Origin of the sequence: Pandoraea norimbergensis, from assembly GCF_001465545.3 — a bacterium.
Classification (GTDB): Bacteria; Pseudomonadota; Gammaproteobacteria; order Burkholderiales; family Burkholderiaceae; genus Pandoraea; species Pandoraea norimbergensis.
In genome coordinates, this window is the sequence record NZ_CP013480.3 from 5992695 (window position 1) to 6013322 (window position 20628).

A 20628-nucleotide genomic window follows, 5' to 3' on the forward strand; every position below is an offset into this window, starting at 1 on the left:
GTTGCTAAGCGTTGCTGAGCGTGACTAAGCCCGGAGCGATGGCAGCCATCGCCACCACCGCACCGGGCTTTCGGCTCGCGGGCTTACGCGCCCGGGCCGGCGCTGTATTGCTCGGCGGTGAGCAGGCCGTCGAGTTCCTTCACGTCCGACGGCTTGATGCGGAACAGCCAGTTGCCGTACGGATCGGTGTTGATCTGTTCCGGCGAGCCGGCCACTTCGCTGTTGGTCTCGATGATCTCGCCGCCGATCGGGGCGTAGATGTCCGAGGCGGCCTTGACCGACTCGACCACGGCGACTTGTTCCTGCGCCTTGACCGTGCGGCCGGTGTCCGGCAGCTCGATGAAGACCACATCGCCCAGCGCTTCCTGCGCGTGGTCGGTAATGCCGATGGTCACGGTGCCGTCGGCTTCGAGGCGAGCCCATTCGTGGGACTCGGCGTACTTCAGGTTGTCGGGGGTATTCGCCATGTGTGACGCTCCGGTTTCAGTATGGGGTGTCTTATTGAGAGTCTGTCGTGTCGCCAACCGCGCAGGTGTGCCCGTTACCGCTCACGCCACCACGGCCTTGCCGTGACGCACGAACGGTAATTTGACCACACGTGCGGGCAATTGCTTGTCACGAATTTGTACGTGCACGAGTGCACCGTCGGCTACGCCCTTCGGCAGGCGCGCAAACGCGATCGATTGCTGAAGGCTCGGGCTGAACGTGCCGCTGGTGATTTCACCATCACCGGCGTCGGTCACCACGACCTGATGGGCACGCAACACGCCGCCCTTGCCGTCGAGCACGAGACCGGCGAAGCGCCATGTCTGGCCGCGCGTGAGCAGCGAATCCTTGCCGACGAACGTGCGCTCGCTTTCCTTTTCGACCGTCCAGCCAAGGCCGGCGTCGAGCGGCGAAGTGTCGTCATCCATGTCCTGACCGTACAGGTTCATGCCGGCTTCCAGACGCAGCGTGTCGCGCGCGCCCAGGCCCGCCGGACGCACGCCGGCGGCGACCAGCGCCTGCCAGAGCGCCGCAACATGATCGGCATTCACGACGATTTCGAAACCGTCTTCGCCGGTGTAACCCGTGCGCGCAATCATCAATTCGCCGAACGGTGTGTCCTTGACGAAGGCGGCGTTGAAGGGCTTGAGCACTTCGCTCGCCGGCTGGCTGCCCGGCACGGCCTGCCAGGTCTTGGCGCGGGCGTTCGGGCCCTGCACCGCCACGATCGACAGGTCGCGGCGCGGCGTGATCGTTAGGCTGTAATCGCCGTGGGCATTGAGCTGGCCGATCCAGGCCAGATCCTTGTCGGCGGTGCCCGCGTTCACGACGATGCGGAACCAGTCTTCAGCGATGAAATAGATGATGAGGTCGTCGATCACGCCGCCGCTCGGATTGAGCATGCAGGTGTAGAGCGCCTTGCCCGGGGTTTGCAGCTTGTCGACGTTGTTGGCGACGGCGAAACGCAGGAATTCGCGGCAGCTCGGGCCGTGCAGATCGACCACGCACATGTGCGAGACGTCGAACATGCCGGCGTCGGTGCGAACGGCGTTGTGCTCTTCGATCTGGGAGCCGTAGTTCACGGGCATGTCCCAGCCGCCGAAATCGACCATGCGGGCGCCGGCGGCGCGGTGCGTTTCGTTGAGCGGAGTGCGTTTGAGATCGGTCATCGAGGCCTCAGGATCCAAGGGTTTCGGAAATACAGTGTCCGAAAATGCAAAAAGGGGTCATCTCGACGACCGGCACCTGCGCTGCGAGCGTGTGCGAATGCACTTGCCCGGCGCGATGCCAGTTGGCGAGATGACCCCTCTGTCCTTGGTACCTGAGAGATTGCCCGGTGCTCGGTGTTGACCGAGACAGCCGGCCCCTTCGGTGGGCTGTCTGCATGACGAAAGTCACGCCACAGCCGCTCTCCAGAGATCGAAGGCGATGCCTTCGGCGCGGACGGTCCTTGATGCCTGAGAGTTTGTGGGTATTACCCCTTCGGCGGCGCCAGCATGTGCTTCCCGGCGCGCTCTCCCGACCGCGTTCGCGCACTTTACGGGGAAAGCCGAGGGCTGTCAATTTGACGAAAAACAGCTAGTGCGACTCCCCGGGATTCACCCCGGCCGGACAACCGTCGCGGCCCCATCGTCCGTTACAGACCGCCCAGATGCAGCGCTGCTTCGGCACGACTTCGAACCACCGGTACTTGTCGCACTGCGCGAGCGCGGCCGCGATGGTCGTGGCCGCACCGGCGGCCGACGCAGTCGTCGGGCTGGATGCCGTGACAGGTGGACGCGCAGCCCCCGCTGCGGCAATCGGACCGATGTCGTTGTTGTCGAGGTGCGCGGGCAGGTCCGGGTTGGCCACCGGCCGCGCGGCATTTGCCGCATCGCGACGGCTGAGCAACGTCATCATGTCGTCCGGTGCAGGCGCGGGTGGTGTCAGCGCTGCGGTCGCGGCGGCGGTCAGCGCAGCAGTGGCCGCAGACGCCGTCATTGGCGGGGCCGACGCCACGTCCGCCTCGGCGCCTGATGCGGCGGCATCGACAGCGGCAAGCACCTGCGCGCGGGCGAGCAACGCCGACTCCGCACTGCTGGCGGCACTGGGGGCCACTGCGCTCACATCGCCCGACGCATTGATCGGGGGAGCGTTACTACCGTTATTGAATGGGGCGACGACGATGGCGTCCGGCTTGGGCGTCGGGTCGACATAAGGCGCGCGCAGATTCCACCAGATACCGACGAGCGCAATGGCGGCGAAGACGGCGGTGCCGAGCACCAGCGCGCCATTTATCCAGCCGGGTTCGCCGTCGCGCCGGCGCTGCTCCCGGCGCTCGCACCGTGTCAGACGGCGGGTTTCGGCGGGCGGGACAGACTCGTTAGCCGAGGCAGATGCGGCGGTCTCACCGACGGGCGTCGCCGCGATCGGCACATCGGAGGCACCGGACGCGCCGAGCACACCGCCCCCCGTGGCAGCCAGACTGGCCTCCCGAAATCCCGGTTCGGCATCTGCAAGGGGCGCACCGCACTGTTTGCAGCGCAGCGCACTCGTCGCATTGTTCGTCCCACAGGTTGGACATTGCACGGCGACCTCACCACGATGGCAACGTTTTTTATTATAGGCACCCCCCGTGCGTGGACGCCAGTCGTGGCGGCCGTCGCGTCACACAGCGTCGCGCTGGCCCCACAGTCCGGGCGTTGAGGCCCGCCGACCGAGCCTGTCGCCGTTGCCGCCATCGTCGCGTCACAGACGCGCGCACGCCCCATGTTAGACTTGCCCACCTCCTGCGCGAGCCCGACGAGGTGCCCTCGCGAGCACCCGGCCAGCCGCCGCCTTCGCCCCGTTCACCCCCTTCGTCCCCTTCGCTTCACACCATGTCGTCCTTTCCGCTCAATCCTGCCCAGAACGAAGCCGTGCGTTATTTCGACGGTCCCTGCCTCGTGCTGGCCGGTGCCGGCAGCGGCAAGACGCGCGTCATCACGCAAAAAATCGCGTGGCTCATCGAAACCAAGGGGTTCGAACCGAAGCACATCGCCGCCGTCACCTTCACGAACAAGGCCGCGGCCGAAATGCGCGAGCGCGTGGCCAAGCAGCTCGAAGGCAAGACGCTCACCACGCCCGGCAAGGAAGGCCGCAAGGTCCCCGTCAATCAGTTGACGATCTGTACGTTCCACTCGCTTGGCGTGCAGATTCTGCGCCGCGAGGCGGAGAACGTCGGCCTCAAGCCCCAGTTCTCGATTCTCGACTCGGACGATTGCTTCGGCCTTATTCAGGAACAACTGGGCACGACGGACAAGGGGATGATTCGCGGCGTTCAAACCGCCATCTCGCTCTGGAAGAACGCGCTGGTCACGCCCGAGACGGCGCTGGCCGCCGCCGAGACCGCCGACGAGCATCAGGCTGCCGTGGTCTATCGCAACTACATGGCCACGTTGCAGGCGTACCAGGCGGTCGACTTCGATGATTTGATCCGTCTGCCCGCCGAGTTGTTCGCGCGCGACGAAGAGGTGCGTGAGCGCTGGCAGAACAAACTGCGCTATCTGCTGATCGACGAGTATCAGGACACCAACACCTGTCAGTACCTGCTGCTCAAACTGCTGGCCGGCCCGCGCGCGGCGTTTATGGCCGTGGGCGACGACGATCAGGCGATCTACGGCTGGCGCGGCGCCACGCTCGACAACCTCAAGCAGTTGCAGGTCGACTTTCCCACGCTGAAGGTCATCAAGCTGGAGCAGAACTACCGCTCGACTTCACGCATCCTGACGGCGGCGAACAACGTTATCGCCAAGAATCCGAAAATCTTCGAGAAGAAGTTGTGGAGTGAGCACGGCCTCGGCGATCCGATTACCGTTACGCCAGCCAACGACGAAGAACACGAGGCCGAATCGGTCGTGTTCCGTTTGTCGGCCCACAAGTTCGAGCGTCGCGCGGAGTTTCGCGACTACGCGATCCTGTATCGCGGCAATCACCAGGCGCGCATCTTCGAACAGGTGCTGCGCCGCGAGCGCATTCCCTATGTGCTGTCGGGCGGGCAGTCGTTCTTCGACAAGGCCGAAATCAAGGATCTTTGCGCTTATCTCCGGCTGCTGGCCAACCCGGACGACGATCCCGCGTTCATCCGCGCGGTGACCACGCCGCGCCGGGGCGTGGGCAGCACCACGCTCGAATCGCTCGGCGGGTTTGCCGGGCAAGCCAAGGTGTCGCTGTTCGAGGCGGTCTACATGGGCGCCGTTGAAGCCCGCTTGCAGCCGCGCCAGCTCGAACCGCTGCGGGCGTTCTGCGATTTCATCCAGCGCATTGCGGCGCGCGCCGCGCGCGATCCTGCCAATGAGGTCATCGATGACCTGATGGCAGGCATTCACTACGAGGCCTATCTTTACGACACGTTCGACGAGCGTCAGGCGCAGGCGCGCTGGACCACGGTGCTCGAATTCCTCGAATGGATGAAGCGCAAGGGTACGCGCGGCACCGCCGATGCGGCGACCGGACTGGATAACGCCGAAGATATCGACGACGACGCCAAGAGCCTGATGGAACTCACGCAGACCATCGCGCTGATGTCGATGCTCGAAGGCCGCGACGGCGACGATCCCGATGCGGTGCGCCTGTCGACGCTGCACGCGTCGAAGGGTCTCGAATACCCGCACGTATTCCTCGTGGGGATGGAGGAAGGCATTCTTCCGCACATTCGCGAGGATGAGGAAGTCACCGCGGAGAAGATCGAAGAAGAGCGCCGGTTGATGTACGTGGGCATTACGCGCGCGCAACGCACGCTGCAATTGTCGTGGTGCAAGAAGCGCAAACGGGCGCGGGAAACGTACACGTGCGAAGTCTCGCGGTTCGTACCCGAGATGCAACTCGACGAAGCGCCGCCACCACCACCGGAAGACGCCCCGATGTCGCCGAAGGATCGGCTCGCCAGCCTCAAGGCCATGCTGGCCGGCGGCGCGAACAAGACGCCGTAAACGAATCGCCCCCCGCGTACGGGGGGCTGGCCTGAGGATTCAGCAGCGTCCGGCCGGGGCTGTCGGCGGCGGCGGATCGCGCAGTAAAGCAAGGCTTGCTGCTATTTGCCACCGCCCGTAGACGTCTGGCCACACGCGATTGCCGGACTCGACGCCACCATCGCGCCTGCCAGACCGGCGAAACCAAGCACAACGACAACCAACAACTTGCGCATAGGCTCTCCTCCACTCGTCAGGTGAGGTTTCACTATAGGAGGCCATTCTTTCGATGACAAAGACATCTTGACCATCGGCGCGGCGCGGGTGATAGTCGGTAAAAAACGGGCGAAACGATACGTGAATTGCGTCGATTTCGGCCCAATGCCCACACCCTCCAACGTTCTCGCGATGCGTCACCAGCACCCTGCCGTGGCGAGTGTGCGGCACCGATCCTCAAGCCTTGTGGAGCGTGGTGCGTGAGATTGCATATCCTGTCTGACCTGCATTTGTCTGTGGCCCCGCTGGCGACGCCCGATGTCGCCGCCGACGTCACCATTCTCGCCGGCGACATCAGCCGGCCGGCGCAAGCCATCGAGTGGGCGAAGCAAATTCCACGCCCCGTCATCTACGTTGCCGGCAACCACGAGTTCTACGGTGCGACGCTTGCGGGCACGCTCGCCGAGTTGCGCAAACTCGCCGCAGGTACGAATGTTCATGTGCTGGAGCGAGGTGCCCTCACAATCGACGGCGTTCGCTTTATCGGCACGACGTTGTGGACCGACTTCGCGTTGTACGACGCCGAAGGCAAGCATGACGAAGTGATCGAGGAGTCCCGGAAATTCGTGCGCGACTTCACGCGCATTCGCGTGGGTGATCCGGCGGCGCCGTGGTCCGACCTGCCGTTCTTCTCGCCGGAAGATTGCGCGGCGTTGTGCCGCGAGAACGTGGCGTGGCTGTCCCGCGCACTAGCCGACCCGCATGAGGGCCCGACCGTCGTCATCACCCATCACGCACCGACGCCGCAGAGTATTCATCCGCGCTTTGCCGGGTCACTCGTCAATCCGGCGTTCATTTCGGATTTGACGTCATTTGTCGACCAGTCCGACGCCGCCTTGTGGGTGCACGGCCATACGCACGATTCGTTTGATTACCGTGTCGGGCACACGCGCGTGCTGTGTAATCCGCGTGGCTATTGCTTCGAAGGGCGTGTCGAGAACGCTGCGTTCGACCCCGCGTTGTGCGTGACCGTCTGACGCGCTGCAACATCGCAGCAAAGTAACGACGAAAACAAAAATCCCCGCCGAAGCGGGGATTTTCTTTTGCGGCCGGTCGGCTCGAAGGCATCTGCGCGAGCTTACTTTGCCGCGCTCACCATATAGTCAACGGCCGCCTTCACGTCGTCATCCGAAGCGTTAGCCGCGCCACCCTTCGGCGGCATGGCGTTCAGCCCCTTGAGTGCGGCGTTGTGCAGCGTATCCATACCGGTGGCAATGCGCGGCGCCCATGCGGCCTTGTCGCCGAACTTCGGGGCGTTCATGACACCGGCGGCGTGGCAGGCCATACACACGGTGTCGTACAGCTTCTTACCTGCGTCGAGGTTGCTGCCGGCGCTGGCGGCGGCCGGAGCGGCGGTCTTGAGCGATGCCATGGCGGCGGCAGCCGCCGCGGCCGAGCCAGCATCTGCGGCCGGTGCCGCGCCAGACGCCGGGGCGGCGGCCACCGCACCGGAGGCCGGTTGTGCCGGTTCCGCCGGTTCTTGCAGCTTGCCACCCGAGGCGTTGGCCATATAGACGATGGCGCGGCCGATTTCGTAATCGGTCACGTCGTCGGGGCTGGTACCGCCACGCGCGGGCATGGCGCCTTTGCCGGCCAGCGCGATCTTGAGCATTTCATCGTAGCCCTGCGCAATTCGCGGGGCCCAGTCGGCTGAGCCGACCTTCGGCGCACCGGCGGTGCCGGCGGCGTGGCACGCGGCGCAAACGGCCTTATAGAGTTGCTCGCCCGTCTGATAAACGCGCGGTGCGTTGGCATCCTTGATCTCGACCTTGGCCACGGGCGCGATGCGCTCGGCGATGGCTTTTTCGGTCATGGCGGAACTGCCGGCACCGGTCAGGGCATTGTTGCCCACGTAATTGACCAGCAAGACGATGATGACGATCGGAACGAGAAAACCTGCAATGACTGCCGCGATGAGCTGCTTGGGTGTTTTGATCAGGGACTCATGCTCGTTATGTGCTTCACTCATGCGGGATCTCTCAATAGTTTTTGTGGAAACCGAGTGCGTCGCACTGGATGGCAGGCACCATCCAGTCAAAATAACGAGCCATTGTAGCAACAAACACTCCCGCGATGACACGTGATGGCCGTGCGCAGACGCCGCAAAAGTCCCGTGTTTTCCCTAACTTACGCGAAACCCAAAGCGGTGTTCCGCGTGGTTTGTGCGTGAAGTGGGATACCGTTGCATGCACAGCAAAACCGCGCCTGACGCGTATCCCGTAGTGAATTGCCGCATTGTGAGGCGAGAGAATGCGCCAGGCATGGACGGCACGCGACAAAACCGCTATGCTTCTACGTCTTTGCCCGCCGGCCCGCGCGTTCGCGCATTTCTCACCGGTGGTCTGCACAGCGCCCGTAGCTCAGGGGATAGAGTATCGGCCTCCGAAGCCGAGGGTCACTGGTTCGATTCCAGTCGGGCGCACCAAATCAAAACACCACCAGCCGATCCACCAGCTGCGCGATCTTGGCGTTAGCACCGGACCACGACTCGACGGTCGATGTTCTGCCGTCGAAGTACACGGTATTCATTACCGAACCGTTCTGACTCAGCGTGAGCGTCGCGTACGCCAGATATTCGCTGGGCGTGCTGCCCCATAGAGAATTGCGCCACGCGCGCCGGACCGCGTAGTTCAGCACGACGCATCCCGTTGGCCAAGTCCCCGGGCTGTAAATCGTGCTCACGATGCCGTAGGCGCGCAGCCGGCCCTGAATGGCCGGCAGCAGGTCCGAAACCCCGTCCGCCCCCAGTTCGATACACAGGCTGCGCGACATCAGCTCGGGCGCAGCCGGCTGCGTCGGCGGCACGACCGACGGCAACTGGTCCGCCAGCACGACACCCGTCGTCACCATGCTGGCCGCCACCTGCGCCGCCATCACCGGCACGGGCGTCGCAAACAGACAGCCCCCCAACGATGCGCAGGCCGCCGCCGCCAGCGCCAGTACCCCGGCGAGCCTTTTCATCAGAAGGGTGCTACGCCAAGCAACACATGCTGGAGCCAGCCGCCATTCGCGCCGTCGGCCACCTGACCGTCTTCCACCCGCGCCACCTTCGCCTGACCGACCTTGCTCGACGCCACGACGTTACCCGGCTGAATGTCGAACTTGTTGACCACGCCCGTGAAACGGAAGGTGTCCATATTGCGGCCCTGCATCACCTGCTTCTCGCCCCCCACCACATACGCGCCGTTCGGCAAGACTTCGACAATCGCCACGGCAATGGTGCCGGTCATCGCCGACGTCGAGCTCGTGGTGCCGTTGCCTTGGAACGAGCTCGCCGACGAGCCGATGTTGAACCAGCGCTCAAGCAGCGTATCGGCCCCGTTGTCTTTGGCGCTCTTGGCCGTGACGCTCGCGTTGCGCGTCACGTTGCTCTGCGCCTTGTTGCTGCCGGTCGTGTTTTCCGCCACCTGAATCGTGAGCAAGTCGCCCACCCGGTGCGCCACGGGCGTTTCGAACCAGTTCGTGGCCGTGGTCGACTGATAGATCGACCCCGCCGTCTGCACGTTGGTCACCCGTGGCATCGGCATCACCGCCATCGGCGTGGAAGTTACGGTGGCGCTCGAGCACCCGGTCAGCAGCGTGACACCCACCGTGGCGAGGGACGCCACCGTCAGAACAAGACCCCGCGCCGCAGCGCGCTGAAGCATCGATAGTGTCGACATGGTGTGGCGCCCCCGCGCCGGTACCGGGTACGACCCCGGTTGTCATCGAGAAGAGTGATCTGATGTGAAATAAGGCAATGGCACTTTGGCCAGCGTCGTAAGGAATAGTAAAAACAGGGAGTGCAGCCAGTGCGCACAAATAGTGGAAAATTTGTGGAGGCACGGCGCGCGTCACCATGAAGCTGAGAAAATGGCGCGCCATCGACGCTTTCGCTATCTCGTAACCATTTCGTCGCCACCTCGATCAACGAAGCCACCCGGTCAACCCACGCATGAACTCCGGCATCACGCGCAAGCTGTTCCTCGCGATCTTCGCGACTGGCCTGGTCACCATGGCGGCCACGGCGTTCGTCGTGCGCGCCGCGCTGAACGGGCATAGCTGGCTGGCCGGCGACAACCTGTTCTATCTGGCGCTGCTCGGCATTGCTGCGCTTGGCGCCGTGGCGATCCGGGTCGCGCAGCGACTGCTCGTGCCCGTCACGCCGCTGCTCGAAGCGACGCACCGCATGGCCATGGGCGATTACAGCGTGCGTGCGCCCACCGTGGGCGCCGACGAACTCGCCCGGCTCGCGGCCGACCTGAACCGGCTGGCTGACACGCTCGCGCACAACGACCAGTTGCGCCGCGATCTGCTCGCCGACATTTCACACGAGTTGCGCACGCCCCTTTCGGTGTTGCGCGGCGAAATCGAGGCCATGGAAGACGGCGTGCGCCCGCTCACGCAAGACGCACTGGCGTCGCTGCGCGTCGAAGTCTCGCTACTGGCCAAGCTGATCGACGACCTCTACGAGCTCTCGCTCTCCGACATCGGCGCACTCACCTATCAGTTCGCACCGGTCGACATGACTGAGCGCGTCGCGACCACCGTCACCGCCTTTCGCGACTGGTTCGAAGCGAAAGGCATCGCGCTCACCGTGCACATGCCTGACGACGTGCTAACGGTCGATGGCGACCTGCACCGCCTGACGCAGTTGCTCGGCAATCTGTTCGAGAATTCGTTGCGTTATACCGATGGCGGCGGCGCAGCACGGGTCTATTTGTCGTCGAGCGGCGCGCAATTGCGGCTCGAAATCGAAGACTCGGCACCCGGCGTGCCCGACGACGCACTGCCGCGTCTGTTCGAACGCCTCTTCCGCGTGGAAGCCTCACGCAGCCGGCGCAGCGGTGGCGCCGGCTTGGGGCTGGCGCTGTGCAAACACATTGTCGAAGCGCACGGCGGTCAGATCGTCGCGCGCCATTCCCCGTTGGGCGGTCTTGCACTTTCGATTACCTTGCCGTGCCACCGCCACACCTCGTGCCTCTCCGCGTTTAATGGCGCGCTGGGCGGTGCGTTGGGTGGCGCCTTGGGTGGCACGTTCGGCACGCCCCTGCCCGGCGCGGGTGATGAACCGGCACCCGGTGCCGCGTTCTCCACCAGCACACTGACGACCCTTTGTTGACACAGGCCGCAATGAATATCGCTTTGCAGACATTTGCCGACAAGGGCGCCCCGTTGCGCTCACCGACCGACGCCATGACGCTTCCCGACACCGCGCCGATTCTGATCGTCGAAGACGAGCCGAAGCTGGCCGCGTTGCTCGCCGAATATCTGCGCGTTGCGGGCATGCCGTGCCGCATTCTCTCCGATGGGCGCGACGTGCTGCCGGCCGTGCGCGCGACGGAACCGCGCCTCATCCTGCTCGACCTGATGTTGCCGGGCATGGACGGTCTGGAAGTGTGCCGCGCGGTTCGCGAAATCTCCGAAGTCCCGGTGGTCATGCTGACCGCGCGCGCTGCCGAAACCGACCGGTTGCTCGGCCTCGAACTCGGCGCAGACGACTACATCTGCAAGCCGTTCAGCCCGCGCGAAGTCGTCGCCCGCGTCAAAGCCATCCTGCGCCGTGTGCGCGGCCCGGCAAGCGCCATGGCGGCGATACCGCCCGAGGTCGTACCGCAACAGCCGGCACTGATCATCGACGCCGTACGCCATCACGCGCGGCTCGACGGTCATGAATTGCCGCTCACGCCTGTCGAACTCCGGTTGCTCGCCACGCTGGCCAGCCACCCCGACAAAACGTTTCCGCGCGCGCACCTGCTCGATCGTATGTACGACGATCATCGTGTGGTGGCCGACCGCACCGTCGACAGTCACATCAAGAACCTGCGGCGCAAGTTGCAAGCGATTCGACCGGATGAAGAGATCGTCCGCTCGATCTACGGCGTGGGCTACCGGCTCGAATTGCGCACCGACCGGCCGGGACGGCTCGCGGCGCGGCACGATGTCGCGGCTATCGACAACCCGCCCGGCGCGGTGCCAGAATAGGCGCACCCGCGCCTACACGGGTGTGCTGTCATTGAGGAGATTGACGATGCCCCGCCGCACCGCCACGCTGTCCCCGATGTCTGTCCCGCCGCTTCGCATTGCGCCATCCGCGAGCCTCGCGCCGATGAAGGCGCCCTGCACCGCCGCCGCCTCTCTTGTTCCGTTTGTCTCTTTCGTCTCGCGCTTCCGTCTCCGGCACGCGTCATCTCGCACGCTGAGGCCCGGGCCGCTCTTGCGTGCGGGCGTCGCACTTGCCATGCTTGGCAGCAGCGGCTTCGCACTCGCCCAGACCCCCGTGTGTTTCGACAGCGTGGGCCGCGCCTTGCCGGCCGAACAGTGTTCACAGGCCGCCCGCAATCAGGCCGCCGAACAATCGGCCGCCGCCGCTCCGGTCTCCCCGACGCAACGCGAAGAATGCAAAGCCCTCGCCGACAAAATAGCCAATACGCCCGACAAGGCGGTCTACACCCGCGATCGCCCGGTGGTGCAGCCCAACGGCAATCGCATCGACATTCCTACACGCACGAACCCACGCAAAGCGCTCAAGGAAGAATACATGCGCAAGTGCACGTAGGCAGACTCCTACAAGTTAGCGCGAGATGAGCGCAAGTTAGCAGAACTTATTGCGTGAATTTCTTGACAAAGCCCGTAGACGCCGCATAATCGACGTCATGTCGACGCCTTTCAGGCCACCGCCGCGACTTCGCAAACGCGCTCGCCCGACGCCTGTACCGGTCTCCATCGGATACCGAAGCATCGACCTCATCATCCGCTTCACCGCCGTAGCGGGCCGCCCGCCCCGCATTTCCCGGGCGCTCGCCACGACATGACGTTTTATCCGAATCCATGCCGCAACACTGTCCAAGCGGCCCACGCTTCTGGAGGGAGAAAATGCAAAAACGCGATTTCCTGATGAAAACTTCTGTCGCCGTTGCCGCGGCCGCCTTCGCGCTTGCCGGTTGCACGACGACCACGCCGTCGCAGGCCGACAAGAGCGATAGCTCGCCGGGCGCCAATGCCAACAAGCGCCGCGAAATCGATGCCTCGGTGAATGGCGCACTCGACAAGATGTACGCCTCGGTGAAAGGCTCACGCGAACTGGTCAGCAAGTCCCGTGGCGTGCTGGTCTTCCCGTCCGTGCTGCAAGCCGGCTTCGTCGTGGGTGGCGAATATGGCGAAGGCGCGCTGCGCGTAGGCGGCAACACGCAGGGCTACTACAACACCGTGACGGCATCGTTCGGTCTGCAAATCGGTGCACAGTCGAAGGCCGTGATCTTCCTGTTCATGACGCAGGACGCGCTCGACAAATTCCAGCGTACCGACGGCTGGACGGCCGGTGCCGACGCTTCTGTCGCGGTGGTCAAGATCGGTGCCAACGGCGCGGTCGACCTGAACACGGCCACGTCGCCCGTGGAAGTGATCGTGATGACCAACGCCGGCCTGATGGCGAACCTGAACGTCGAAGGCACGAAGGTCACCAAGCTGAAGATCTGACGCTGAGCCTTCGGGCTCGCAGTGCTCCAAAGGAAAACGGCGCCACCCTTCGCGGGGTGGCGCCGTTTTTTATGCCTGTCGCAATACTGCGCGACGCTGCCGCTTATTCGTTACTGAAGGCTGCCGGACGCCACTTCAGCAAACGCTTTTCAAGCGACGTCAGCAAATAATCTGCACCGAGCGCGACCGCTGCGAGCACGATCATCGCCGCAAACACACCGCTCGCGTTGAACGCGCCCTGCGCCGTCGAGATCAGCAAGCCGATGCCTTGCTTCGAGCCGAGAAACTCACCGACGACCGCACCGACGAGCGCGAAGCCGAAGCTCACGTGCAGGCTGGCGAGAATCCACGACAGCGCCGACGGAATCACCACCGCCATCGTCACCTGACGACGCGACGCCCCGAGAATCTGCGCATTGGCAATCATGTAGCGATCGGCTTCACGCACGCCCTGAAACGCATTGGCGAACACCACGAAGAACACCATCACCACCGCAAGCGCGACCTTCGAGGCCATGCCCAGACCAAACGCGATCACGAAGATCGAGCCCAGCACCACACGCGGAATCGAGTTGGCAATCTGGATGTAGAGGCTCAACACATCGGAGAGCAGCTTGTTGCGTCCGAGCACGATGCCGCAGATCACACCGGCCACACCGCCGATGAGAAAGCCCAGCACCGTCTCTTCGAGCGTGACGAGCACCTGCGCCCAGAGCGGTCCTTGCGACGTGCCATTCACGCACCAGTCGTAAATCTGCTCGACGATCAACGTCGGCTGCGAGAAAAAGAACGGATCGATCCAGCCGATACGCGCGGCCACTTCCCAGCCACCGAGACCGATCACCAGAATCGCGACGCGCAGAAAAATCACCAGCGCGCGGCGTTGCTTGATACGACGTTGCGCGGCGGCTTCCTCACGCGCGAGATCGGCGTCGCCGAAACCTGCCAGCACGGCCTGTTCACTCATGTTCATGCCCTCCCTCCTGACGGCATGGGCACGCGCGGCTGCGCGGCCCGTCAATTCACTTTCCATGACCGGGCGAGTCACTGAAGATCTTGGCCCGGTCACGACATCAACCGATCTTCACTTCTTCGCGCAGGTCTGCCCAGATCTCGCGCGAGATATCGATGAAGCGCTGTTCGTAACGAATCTCCGACATCACGCGCGGACGCGGCAGGTCGATCGTGTACACGTTCTTGAGCGTGGCCGGACGCGCCGTCAGCACGAATACCCGGTCGGCCAGCGCGATCGCTTCTTCCAGATCGTGCGTGACGAACACCACCGAGCCCGAGGTCGACGACCACAGTTGCAACAGCTCGTCCTGCATGAGCGTGCGCGTTTGCATGTCGAGCGCCGAGAACGGCTCGTCCATCAGCAGAATTTCGGGGCCGTTGATGAACGTCTGTGCGAGCGCCACGCGCTTGCGCATACCGCCCGAGAGTTGATGCGGATAGTGACTGCCGAACTTGTCGAGCCCCACGCGCTTGATCCACTGATCGGCCAGCGCGTACGCAGCGTCCTTCGACTGACCGCGAAACAGCGGGCCGGCGGCCACGTTCTCGCGCACGCTGCGCCACGGAAACACCGCATCGTTCTGGAACACGAAGCCAATACGCGGATCGATGCCGTTCACGGTCTGGCCCATCACGCGTACCGAGCCAGCGGTCGGGCGCAGCAGGCCGGTAATCATCGACAGCGTGGTCGACTTGCCGCAGCCGGTCGGGCCGACGATGGCGACGAATTCGCCACGTGCCACCGACATGCTGAAGTTGCGCAGCGCGATGGTCGCTTTGCCGTCGGGCGAGATGAAGCGGCACGACACGTTGTCGAACTCGATGGCCGGCGTGTCGCGCGAGACCGCGTTGGCCGCACGGGCCGGTGCCGCAGCGGTGGGGGTGTGAGTCTGGCTAATCGTCTGAGTCATGCTCAGCTCCTCTGGTACGTCGACGTGTTAGGGCCTGTTGCGCCAATTCAAGGGGTGAGCGCGCCCGCACACCGGACGGGGGTCAGGTGCGGGCGGCTCGGTTGCTGGTTCAGTTGACGCGGCGTCGTAGCGACTGCGCGCCGGTACTACCGGGTCAAGAGAGGCGAGTCGGGGCGAATCAGTTACTTGACCTGATCGACGAACTCATTGGTGTACGTCTTCGACAGGTCGATGTGCTTGCCCTTGACGTTCGGGTTGAACGCGGCGAGCACCTTCAGCACGGTCTCAGGACCACCGTTCGGCATGCGGCCGTCCGGCGAATACATCGGCAGCGAGTTTTGCAGGGCCTGCACGTACAGCGCCTTGTTGTTGCCGTAGTAGTCCTTCGGCATCTTGTCGGCGATCTCGGCGGCCGAGTGCGTGTTGATGAACTTGAGCGTCTTCACGAACGCACGCGCGAGCTTGGCGGCTTCCGGCTTGTGCTTGTCGAGCCACGCGCGCTGCACGTAGAGGCTCGATGCCGGGTACGCGCCGCCCAGTGCGGCGACCGTGCCTTCCATCGTGCGCATGTCGACCAGCACAGCGGCGTCGCCCGTCTTGAGCAACTGCGAGGCGGTCGGCTCGGTCGTCATGCCCGCGTCGATGCGGTTCTGCTTGATGGCGGCGATAAACGTGTTGTCGGCGCCCACCGGCAGCACCGAGTACTGCGACGACGGGATGCCGTGCTTGGCCGCGAGGTACTGCGTGAGGAAGTTGGTCGACGAGCCGAGACCGGTGACGCCGAGGGTCTTGCCCTTCACGTCGGCCATGCTCTTGATGGTGTCTTTGCTCTTCGTGTTGACGAGCTCGACCTCACCCGGGACCTGACCGAAGATCACGATCGCCTGAATTTCCTTGCCCTTGCTCTGCAAGTCGATCGAGTGATCGTAGAAACCCACCACGGCCTGCACGGCACCGGCGAGCAACTCGTTTTCGGCGTCCACGCCGGCCGGCTGCGAAAGCAGCTCGACGTTCAGACCTTCGTCCTTGAAGTAGCCGAGTTGCTCGGCAAGCTTGGCCGGCAGATAAACCATCTTCGTGATGCCGCCCACCATGATCGTGACCTTGCCGCTATCGGCGGCAAAGCCCGGCGCACTGGCCGCAGCCAATGCCACGCCGAACACGCTGGCGAGAACAGGTTTCACAAGGGCTTTCGGCAGGCGCAGGCCAAGGCTTGCTCGCATTGTGGTGTCTCCATTGTTTTAGGGATAATGGGCCAGCGCCGCGCGGTGCGGTACCGGCTGGCCTCGGGCAAATGTGTCGCGGTGCATCGAGGCCAGGGCAGCGATCCTTTCATCTGCCTTCCGACGGATTGTAGAAAAACGAAGCTTTCATCGAGCTTTCGTCCCATGCAGGTTTTCGCCGGCAACGGGTGGGTGTTTACCCGCTGTTGGCTTGCCCGTGCGTAGCGGGCACACTCCGGGGCGCTCCCGCAGGCATTTCGCCTAGGCCGTCATGAAACTCTTGCTGATCGAAGACAACGACACCCTCGCCCACTGGCTCGCCCGCATGCTGCGCGACGACAACTTCACCGTCGACGCCGCGCGCGACGGCGATGCGGCCGACCGTCTGTTGCAAACCGAAACCTACGACGTGGTGCTGCTCGACCTCATGCTCCCGAAGCTCGGCGGCAAACACGTGCTGCGCCGGCTGCGCGAGCGGCGCAACAACGTGCCGGTCATCATCCTGACCGCGAGCGGTTCGGTCGACGAAAAGGTCGATTGTCTTGGCGCGGGAGCCGACGACTATCTCGTCAAACCTTTCGAAGTGCGCGAGTTGATTGCCCGGGTGAAGGCGCTAGCACGACGCCACGCCCCCGAGCAGAGCGCCGACTTCGTGTGTGCCGATCTGGGCTATCACACGGGCACACGGCAGTTCACCATTGCGGGCACCCCGCTCGCGCTGCCCTCGCGCGAACACGCCGTGCTCGAGATTTTGATGCGCAAGCAAGGCAAGACCGTTGCCAAGAGCGCGCTCGTCGATGGCGTCTTCGGTCTGGACGACGAGCCGAGCGCCGATGCCATCGAGATCTATATCCATCGTCTGCGCAAGAAGCTCGAAGCGAGCCGCGCGGCCATCATGACCCTGCGCGGACTCGGCTACCTGTTGCGCGAAAAAGATGCTTAGCCTGCGCGTCAGACTGCTGATGTGGCTGATGCTGCCGCTCTCGCTCTACATCGGCGCGAGCGCGTGGCTGGCCTATCGCAGCGCCCACGACACGGCCGAACTCGTACAGGACCGCGCACTGCTCACCTCGGCGCAAGTCATCGCCGGGCAGATCGCGTGGGTGGACGGTGCGCTGCGGGCAAGCGTGCCGCCGTCGGCGCTGGAGTTGTTTGCGTCTCCGGCGCACGACCGCGTGTTCTATCAGGTCATCACGGAGCGCGGTCAATTGCTTGCCGGGCCGCCCGACTTTCCGCACCCGGCGCTGTTCCCGGCCACGGTGCCGACTTATTCCAACGTGACTTACAACGGCGAGCCGCTGCGCGTGATCAGTTTCGTGCGCACGATGTACGACTCGGGCACGCCGCACCGCGTCGCGGTGGTGGTCGCCGAGACGATGTACGCGCACGACCGGATGCTCGCGGAATTGTGGGAGCCGTCGCTGCACCGGCAGATCGCCATGGCTGCGCTGGCGGCCTTGCTGGTGCTGATCGGGCTGACGGTCGAGCTGCATCCGCTCATCCGGCTGAAAGACGAAGTGGCCGGACGCTCGCCGCAGGAGCTGGTGCCGATTCGCGCCGGGCAATTGCAGACCGAGCTGCGTCCGATCGTCGATGCCATTAATTTGTGCATCCAGCGGCTCTCCGCGCAGGCGCAGCAGCAACGGCGTTTCGTGGCCGACGCCGCACACCAGTTGCGCACACCGCTCACCCTGCTCGACACCCAATTGCAGTTCGCCGCCCAGCTCGACGATCGGGCCGCGCTGGCCGACGTGCTCACCGCCATGCAGACCAGCAGCCGCGGGTTGGCCGACCTGACCAACAAATTGTTATTGCTGTCGCAGGCAGAGGCCGCCGACACCCCGGCGTTCTCGCGCTCGCGGGTCGATCTCGTGGCGGTGGCGGCGGGCGTGCTTGAAGAGCTGGTCGCGCTGGCGCAGCGGCGCAACATCGATCTGGGTTTCGAATCGGCCCACACGCACGTGTGGGTGGCCGGCAACGGCGGCCTCTTTCATGCGATGGTCATGAATCTTGTCGACAATGCGATCCGCTACATCCACGAGGGCGGACGCGTCACCGTGGCCATCGACAGCGCGGACCATGTCGCGCACTTGCGAGTGATCGACGACGGCCCCGGCATTCACGCCGAAGCGCGTCAGCGCGTGTTCGAGCGCTTCTATCGCAACGCGCCGCCGGGCCAGCCGGGCACCGGCCTGGGGCTCGCCATCGTCAAGGAAATCGTTGCCGCCAGTCACGGCACCGTCACGCTCTCGCCGGGCGAGGACGGGCGCGGCCTGATCGTGACCGTGTCGCTACCGCTCAGTTCGGAGGCCGAAAGCAACGCCCGATAGGGCACACGGCGAAGATACCGGCACCGAAAGTGCACACGTAAACCCGGGCGAGCGACTGAAAGAAAATAACAAGCGTATGAAGTCGCGATAAAAATTAAGGCGTTACAATTGTTTAGATCGGAAATGTCGTTTGAAACATACGCTCGACTGGATGCGCTAGGACAAACCCTGATATATTTGGGGCCATCGTAGAATCCTCCTCAAGCAAGTGGAAACTTCTTGATCCAAATCAATTAGTTACACTTCGCTGTCAACCATGCGGGTACCCGCCGCGTGTAATTGTGACGAAATGTAAAGTTTGTTAAATTGAATGTGGGTCTCGCCGCGTGGGTTGTGGCACGAGACTTTTTCTCTCAGGGATTTATCTCCATGCCGTATCTCGTCGATCCTGCCGCACAGGCTGCGAGACGTCGCGTGTCGCTTGACGATGCGTTGCACTCGCGTGCCGTGACGCCGGTATCGGACCTGCCCGCCACAAGTGGCGCGGCGCTGCCACACGAGGCGCCCGAGCCGGCCTTGCGCCCTGCGCGCGCCGCCGTGGCACGTCCGCTCGCACAGTCGGTAGCCCGAAAGATCGATGCCGCACGCGAAGCCGAGCGCACGCGTATCGCACAAGAGATGCACGACGGGCTGGGCGCCCAGCTCACGGCATTGCAACTGGTTGTGGCGCGCCTGTCGGCGCGAGCGCCGACTGACGCCGCCGAATGGCAATCCCTTTGCTCCCAGATTCAGAACGCCGCCAACGCGGCACAAGATGCCGCTGATGAACTCGTCGGCCGCCACCGTCCGCCTGCGCTCGACACGGGCCTCGTACCAGCACTGCGCGTGTGGCTGCGCGGCTTTGGCGAGCAAAGCGGCCTCACGTGCATCTGGCGCTGCGACGACATCACGCGCGAGCGCGTGACAAACCTCACCCCCGATGCAATGCTCGCGCTGTACCGCATTGCACAGGAAGCGCTGACTAACGTCGCTCGGCACGCACGCGCTACGCGTGTGGTCGTGGCGCTCGATAGCAGCCACCGTTCACTCAAACTTACGATTTCCGACGACGGTTGCGGCGTAGCCCGCGGCGCGCGTCGCAAGCACGGACATTTCGGACTGGTTGGTATGCGCGAGCGCTGTACGGCGCTCGGCGGCACGCTACGTATTGGCAGTGTTCAAGGATCGGGGACGCTCGTGAGCGCACGTCTTCCCTGGCACCAGATCCTGTCGGTCCCGACAGCAGCGCTCGCTGCCGGTCTCAAAGCCCCGGAATCGCTTGCCCTTCACGGATACGCATCATGACGCTTAGAGTGCTCATCGTCGACGACCACGCCATCGTGCGCCAGGGCGTCCGGCAGTTGCTCTCCGATAGCGGGAGCATCGCCGTCATCGGCGAAGCCGATTGCGGCGCGGAAGCGCTGGAGATGACAGAAGCCGCGCAGTGGGACATCGTCCTGCTCGATATTTCGCTACCCGACACGAACGGTCTCGAGATTCTCAAGACCCTGCGACGCAAACACCCGCGCCTGCCGGTGATGATCTTCAGTATGTACGGCGAAGGTCAGTTTGCTTTGCGTGCACTCAAGGCCGGTGCTGCCGGTTATTTGAGCAAACGATCGAACGCCCAGCAGTTGGTGTCGGCCGTGCGTCAGGTTGCAGCGGGACGCAAGTACGTGAGCCCGATGGTGGCCGAGACGCTGGCCGATTATCTCGGACCGGATGCCGACCAGCCGCCGCACGAACGTCTGTCCGATCGTGAATACCAGACGCTGTGCATGATCGGCTCGGGCAAGCGCCTGACCGACATCGCCAACGCGCTCTCGCTCTCGGTGAAGACCGTCAGCGTGTACCGCACGCGCCTGCTTGAGAAGATGCGACTGAACAACAATGCCGAGCTCACGTATTACGTGATGCAACACGGGCTGGTCAGTGCCGAGATGGGCCCGATGTGCGCCTGATCTTGCGTCTAACTTGCGCCTAAGTTAGTAAGCGCAAACCGTAACATCCCTATTGCCGCCCC

General features: G+C 63.9%; 19 protein-coding genes, 1 tRNA gene and 2 riboswitches. Of the genes, 11 read left to right on the forward strand and 9 right to left on the reverse strand.

The annotated features are described in order from the left end of the window. Positions 1–83 precede the first annotated feature (83 nt). The 3 genes from gcvH to AT302_RS26310 all read right to left on the reverse strand — a co-directional run bounded on the left by gcvH (position 84) and on the right by AT302_RS26310 (position 3054). Positions 84–467 (reverse strand): glycine cleavage system protein GcvH, encoded by a 384-nt coding sequence (gene gcvH, locus AT302_RS26300; protein WP_058376514.1) that lies wholly within the window; start codon positions 465–467, stop codon positions 84–86. A gap of 81 nt (positions 468–548) precedes the next feature. Then, on the reverse strand, positions 549–1655 hold the full coding sequence (gene gcvT, locus AT302_RS26305; protein ID WP_058376515.1) for a glycine cleavage system aminomethyltransferase GcvT: 1107 nt from the start codon (positions 1653–1655) through the stop codon (positions 549–551). A 129-nt stretch (positions 1656–1784) separates the two neighbouring features. Further along, positions 1785–1912: riboswitch (glycine riboswitch) on the reverse strand. 8 nt (positions 1913–1920) lie between these two features. Then, positions 1921–2017: riboswitch (glycine riboswitch) on the reverse strand. Between the two features lie 47 nt (positions 2018–2064). Further along, complete coding sequence (locus AT302_RS26310; protein ID WP_157125883.1) at positions 2065–3054, reverse strand: zinc finger Ran-binding domain-containing protein; 990 nt, start codon at positions 3052–3054, stop codon at positions 2065–2067. 290 nt (positions 3055–3344) lie between these two features. Here AT302_RS26310 and AT302_RS26315 point away from each other — a divergent pair, with 290 nt between their 5' ends. Both AT302_RS26315 and AT302_RS26320 read left to right on the forward strand, forming a co-directional pair. Beyond that, on the forward strand, positions 3345–5435 hold the full coding sequence (locus AT302_RS26315) for a UvrD-helicase domain-containing protein (protein WP_058376517.1): 2091 nt from the start codon (positions 3345–3347) through the stop codon (positions 5433–5435). A gap of 455 nt (positions 5436–5890) precedes the next feature. Then, a complete protein-coding gene (locus tag AT302_RS26320) occupies positions 5891–6667 on the forward strand; it encodes a metallophosphoesterase (protein WP_058376518.1) in 777 nt (258 codons plus the stop codon). A gap of 101 nt (positions 6668–6768) precedes the next feature. Here AT302_RS26320 and AT302_RS26325 read toward each other — a convergent pair whose 3' ends face one another. Next, positions 6769–7659, reverse strand: a complete 891-nt coding sequence (locus AT302_RS26325; protein WP_058376519.1) for a c-type cytochrome — start codon at positions 7657–7659, stop codon at positions 6769–6771. A 380-nt stretch (positions 7660–8039) separates the two neighbouring features. Between AT302_RS26325 and AT302_RS26330 the strand changes: the two genes are divergently transcribed. Continuing rightward, a tRNA-Arg gene (locus tag AT302_RS26330) sits at positions 8040–8115 on the forward strand. Positions 8116–8117: 2 nt separating this feature from the next. On the opposite strand, the gene AT302_RS26335 is transcribed toward AT302_RS26330, so the two are convergent. Further along, positions 8118–8651: a hypothetical protein gene (locus AT302_RS26335; RefSeq protein WP_058376520.1), complete on the reverse strand. Its 534-nt coding sequence runs from the start codon at positions 8649–8651 to the stop codon at positions 8118–8120. Then, the gene (locus tag AT302_RS26340; protein ID WP_084656484.1) at positions 8651–9352 is read right to left on the reverse strand and encodes a flagellar basal body L-ring protein FlgH; all 702 of its coding nucleotides are present in this window, start codon (positions 9350–9352) and stop codon (positions 8651–8653) included. The genes AT302_RS26335 and AT302_RS26340 overlap by 1 nt, the downstream gene beginning before the upstream one ends. A gap of 272 nt (positions 9353–9624) precedes the next feature. Between AT302_RS26340 and AT302_RS26345 the strand changes: the two genes are divergently transcribed. The 4 genes from AT302_RS26345 (at position 9625) to AT302_RS26365 (ending at position 13148) form a co-directional block, all read left to right on the forward strand. Beyond that, complete coding sequence (locus AT302_RS26345) at positions 9625–10791, forward strand: ATP-binding protein (protein WP_058376522.1); 1167 nt, start codon at positions 9625–9627, stop codon at positions 10789–10791. Positions 10792–10865: 74 nt separating this feature from the next. Then, positions 10866–11654, forward strand: a complete 789-nt coding sequence (locus AT302_RS26350) for a response regulator (RefSeq protein WP_058379963.1) — start codon at positions 10866–10868, stop codon at positions 11652–11654. A gap of 256 nt (positions 11655–11910) precedes the next feature. After that, positions 11911–12228, forward strand: coding sequence for a hypothetical protein (locus AT302_RS26360; RefSeq protein ID WP_058376524.1), 318 nt, complete (start codon positions 11911–11913; stop codon positions 12226–12228). Between the two features lie 317 nt (positions 12229–12545). Then, on the forward strand, positions 12546–13148 hold the full coding sequence (locus tag AT302_RS26365) for a BPSL1445 family SYLF domain-containing lipoprotein (protein WP_058376525.1): 603 nt from the start codon (positions 12546–12548) through the stop codon (positions 13146–13148). A gap of 103 nt (positions 13149–13251) precedes the next feature. On the opposite strand, the gene AT302_RS26370 is transcribed toward AT302_RS26365, so the two are convergent. The 3 genes from AT302_RS26370 to AT302_RS26380 form a co-directional block, all read right to left on the reverse strand. Next, positions 13252–14121, reverse strand: a complete 870-nt coding sequence (locus tag AT302_RS26370) for an ABC transporter permease (protein ID WP_174554621.1) — start codon at positions 14119–14121, stop codon at positions 13252–13254. 100 nt (positions 14122–14221) lie between these two features. Next, positions 14222–15073 (reverse strand): ABC transporter ATP-binding protein, encoded by an 852-nt coding sequence (locus tag AT302_RS26375; RefSeq protein ID WP_237172024.1) that lies wholly within the window; start codon positions 15071–15073, stop codon positions 14222–14224. Between the two features lie 182 nt (positions 15074–15255). Further along, the gene (locus AT302_RS26380) at positions 15256–16296 is read right to left on the reverse strand and encodes an ABC transporter substrate-binding protein (protein ID WP_058376526.1); all 1041 of its coding nucleotides are present in this window, start codon (positions 16294–16296) and stop codon (positions 15256–15258) included. Between the two features lie 271 nt (positions 16297–16567). On the opposite strand from AT302_RS26380, the gene AT302_RS26385 reads away from it, so the two are divergent. The 4 genes from AT302_RS26385 (at position 16568) to AT302_RS26400 (ending at position 20566) form a co-directional block, all read left to right on the forward strand. After that, positions 16568–17239 carry a response regulator transcription factor gene (locus AT302_RS26385; RefSeq protein WP_058376527.1) on the forward strand — a complete coding sequence of 224 codons (672 nt, stop codon included), beginning with the start codon at positions 16568–16570 and terminating at the stop codon, positions 17237–17239. Continuing rightward, positions 17232–18626 (forward strand): sensor histidine kinase, encoded by a 1395-nt coding sequence (locus AT302_RS26390; protein ID WP_058376528.1) that lies wholly within the window; start codon positions 17232–17234, stop codon positions 18624–18626. Before AT302_RS26385 ends, AT302_RS26390 begins: the two co-directional genes overlap by 8 nt. A 369-nt stretch (positions 18627–18995) precedes the next feature. Beyond that, a complete protein-coding gene (locus tag AT302_RS26395) occupies positions 18996–19910 on the forward strand; it encodes a sensor histidine kinase (protein ID WP_058376529.1) in 915 nt (304 codons plus the stop codon). Continuing rightward, positions 19907–20566: a response regulator gene (locus AT302_RS26400; RefSeq protein WP_058376530.1), complete on the forward strand. Its 660-nt coding sequence runs from the start codon at positions 19907–19909 to the stop codon at positions 20564–20566. Before AT302_RS26395 ends, AT302_RS26400 begins: the two co-directional genes overlap by 4 nt. The last annotated feature ends 62 nt before the right edge of the window (positions 20567–20628 follow it).

Coding starts and splice junctions, on each gene's coding strand:
- gcvH (WP_058376514.1), bottom strand. CDS start 467: ATGGCGAATACCCCCGACAACCTGAAGTACGCCGAGTCCCACGAATGG.
- gcvT (WP_058376515.1), bottom strand. CDS start 1,655: ATGACCGATCTCAAACGCACTCCGCTCAACGAAACGCACCGCGCCGCC.
- AT302_RS26315 (WP_058376517.1), top strand. CDS start 3,345: ATGTCGTCCTTTCCGCTCAATCCTGCCCAGAACGAAGCCGTGCGTTAT.
- AT302_RS26325 (WP_058376519.1), bottom strand. CDS start 7,659: ATGAGTGAAGCACATAACGAGCATGAGTCCCTGATCAAAACACCCAAG.
- AT302_RS26335 (WP_058376520.1), bottom strand. CDS start 8,651: ATGAAAAGGCTCGCCGGGGTACTGGCGCTGGCGGCGGCGGCCTGCGCA.
- AT302_RS26340 (WP_084656484.1), bottom strand. CDS start 9,352: ATGTCGACACTATCGATGCTTCAGCGCGCTGCGGCGCGGGGTCTTGTT.
- AT302_RS26345 (WP_058376522.1), top strand. CDS start 9,625: ATGAACTCCGGCATCACGCGCAAGCTGTTCCTCGCGATCTTCGCGACT.
- AT302_RS26350 (WP_058379963.1), top strand. CDS start 10,866: ATGACGCTTCCCGACACCGCGCCGATTCTGATCGTCGAAGACGAGCCG.
- AT302_RS26360 (WP_058376524.1), top strand. CDS start 11,911: ATGCTTGGCAGCAGCGGCTTCGCACTCGCCCAGACCCCCGTGTGTTTC.
- AT302_RS26365 (WP_058376525.1), top strand. CDS start 12,546: ATGCAAAAACGCGATTTCCTGATGAAAACTTCTGTCGCCGTTGCCGCG.
- AT302_RS26370 (WP_174554621.1), bottom strand. CDS start 14,121: ATGAACATGAGTGAACAGGCCGTGCTGGCAGGTTTCGGCGACGCCGAT.
- AT302_RS26375 (WP_237172024.1), bottom strand. CDS start 15,073: ATGACTCAGACGATTAGCCAGACTCACACCCCCACCGCTGCGGCACCG.
- AT302_RS26380 (WP_058376526.1), bottom strand. CDS start 16,296: ATGCGAGCAAGCCTTGGCCTGCGCCTGCCGAAAGCCCTTGTGAAACCT.
- AT302_RS26385 (WP_058376527.1), top strand. CDS start 16,568: ATGAAACTCTTGCTGATCGAAGACAACGACACCCTCGCCCACTGGCTC.
- AT302_RS26390 (WP_058376528.1), top strand. CDS start 17,232: ATGCTTAGCCTGCGCGTCAGACTGCTGATGTGGCTGATGCTGCCGCTC.
- AT302_RS26395 (WP_058376529.1), top strand. CDS start 18,996: ATGCCGTATCTCGTCGATCCTGCCGCACAGGCTGCGAGACGTCGCGTG.
- AT302_RS26400 (WP_058376530.1), top strand. CDS start 19,907: ATGACGCTTAGAGTGCTCATCGTCGACGACCACGCCATCGTGCGCCAG.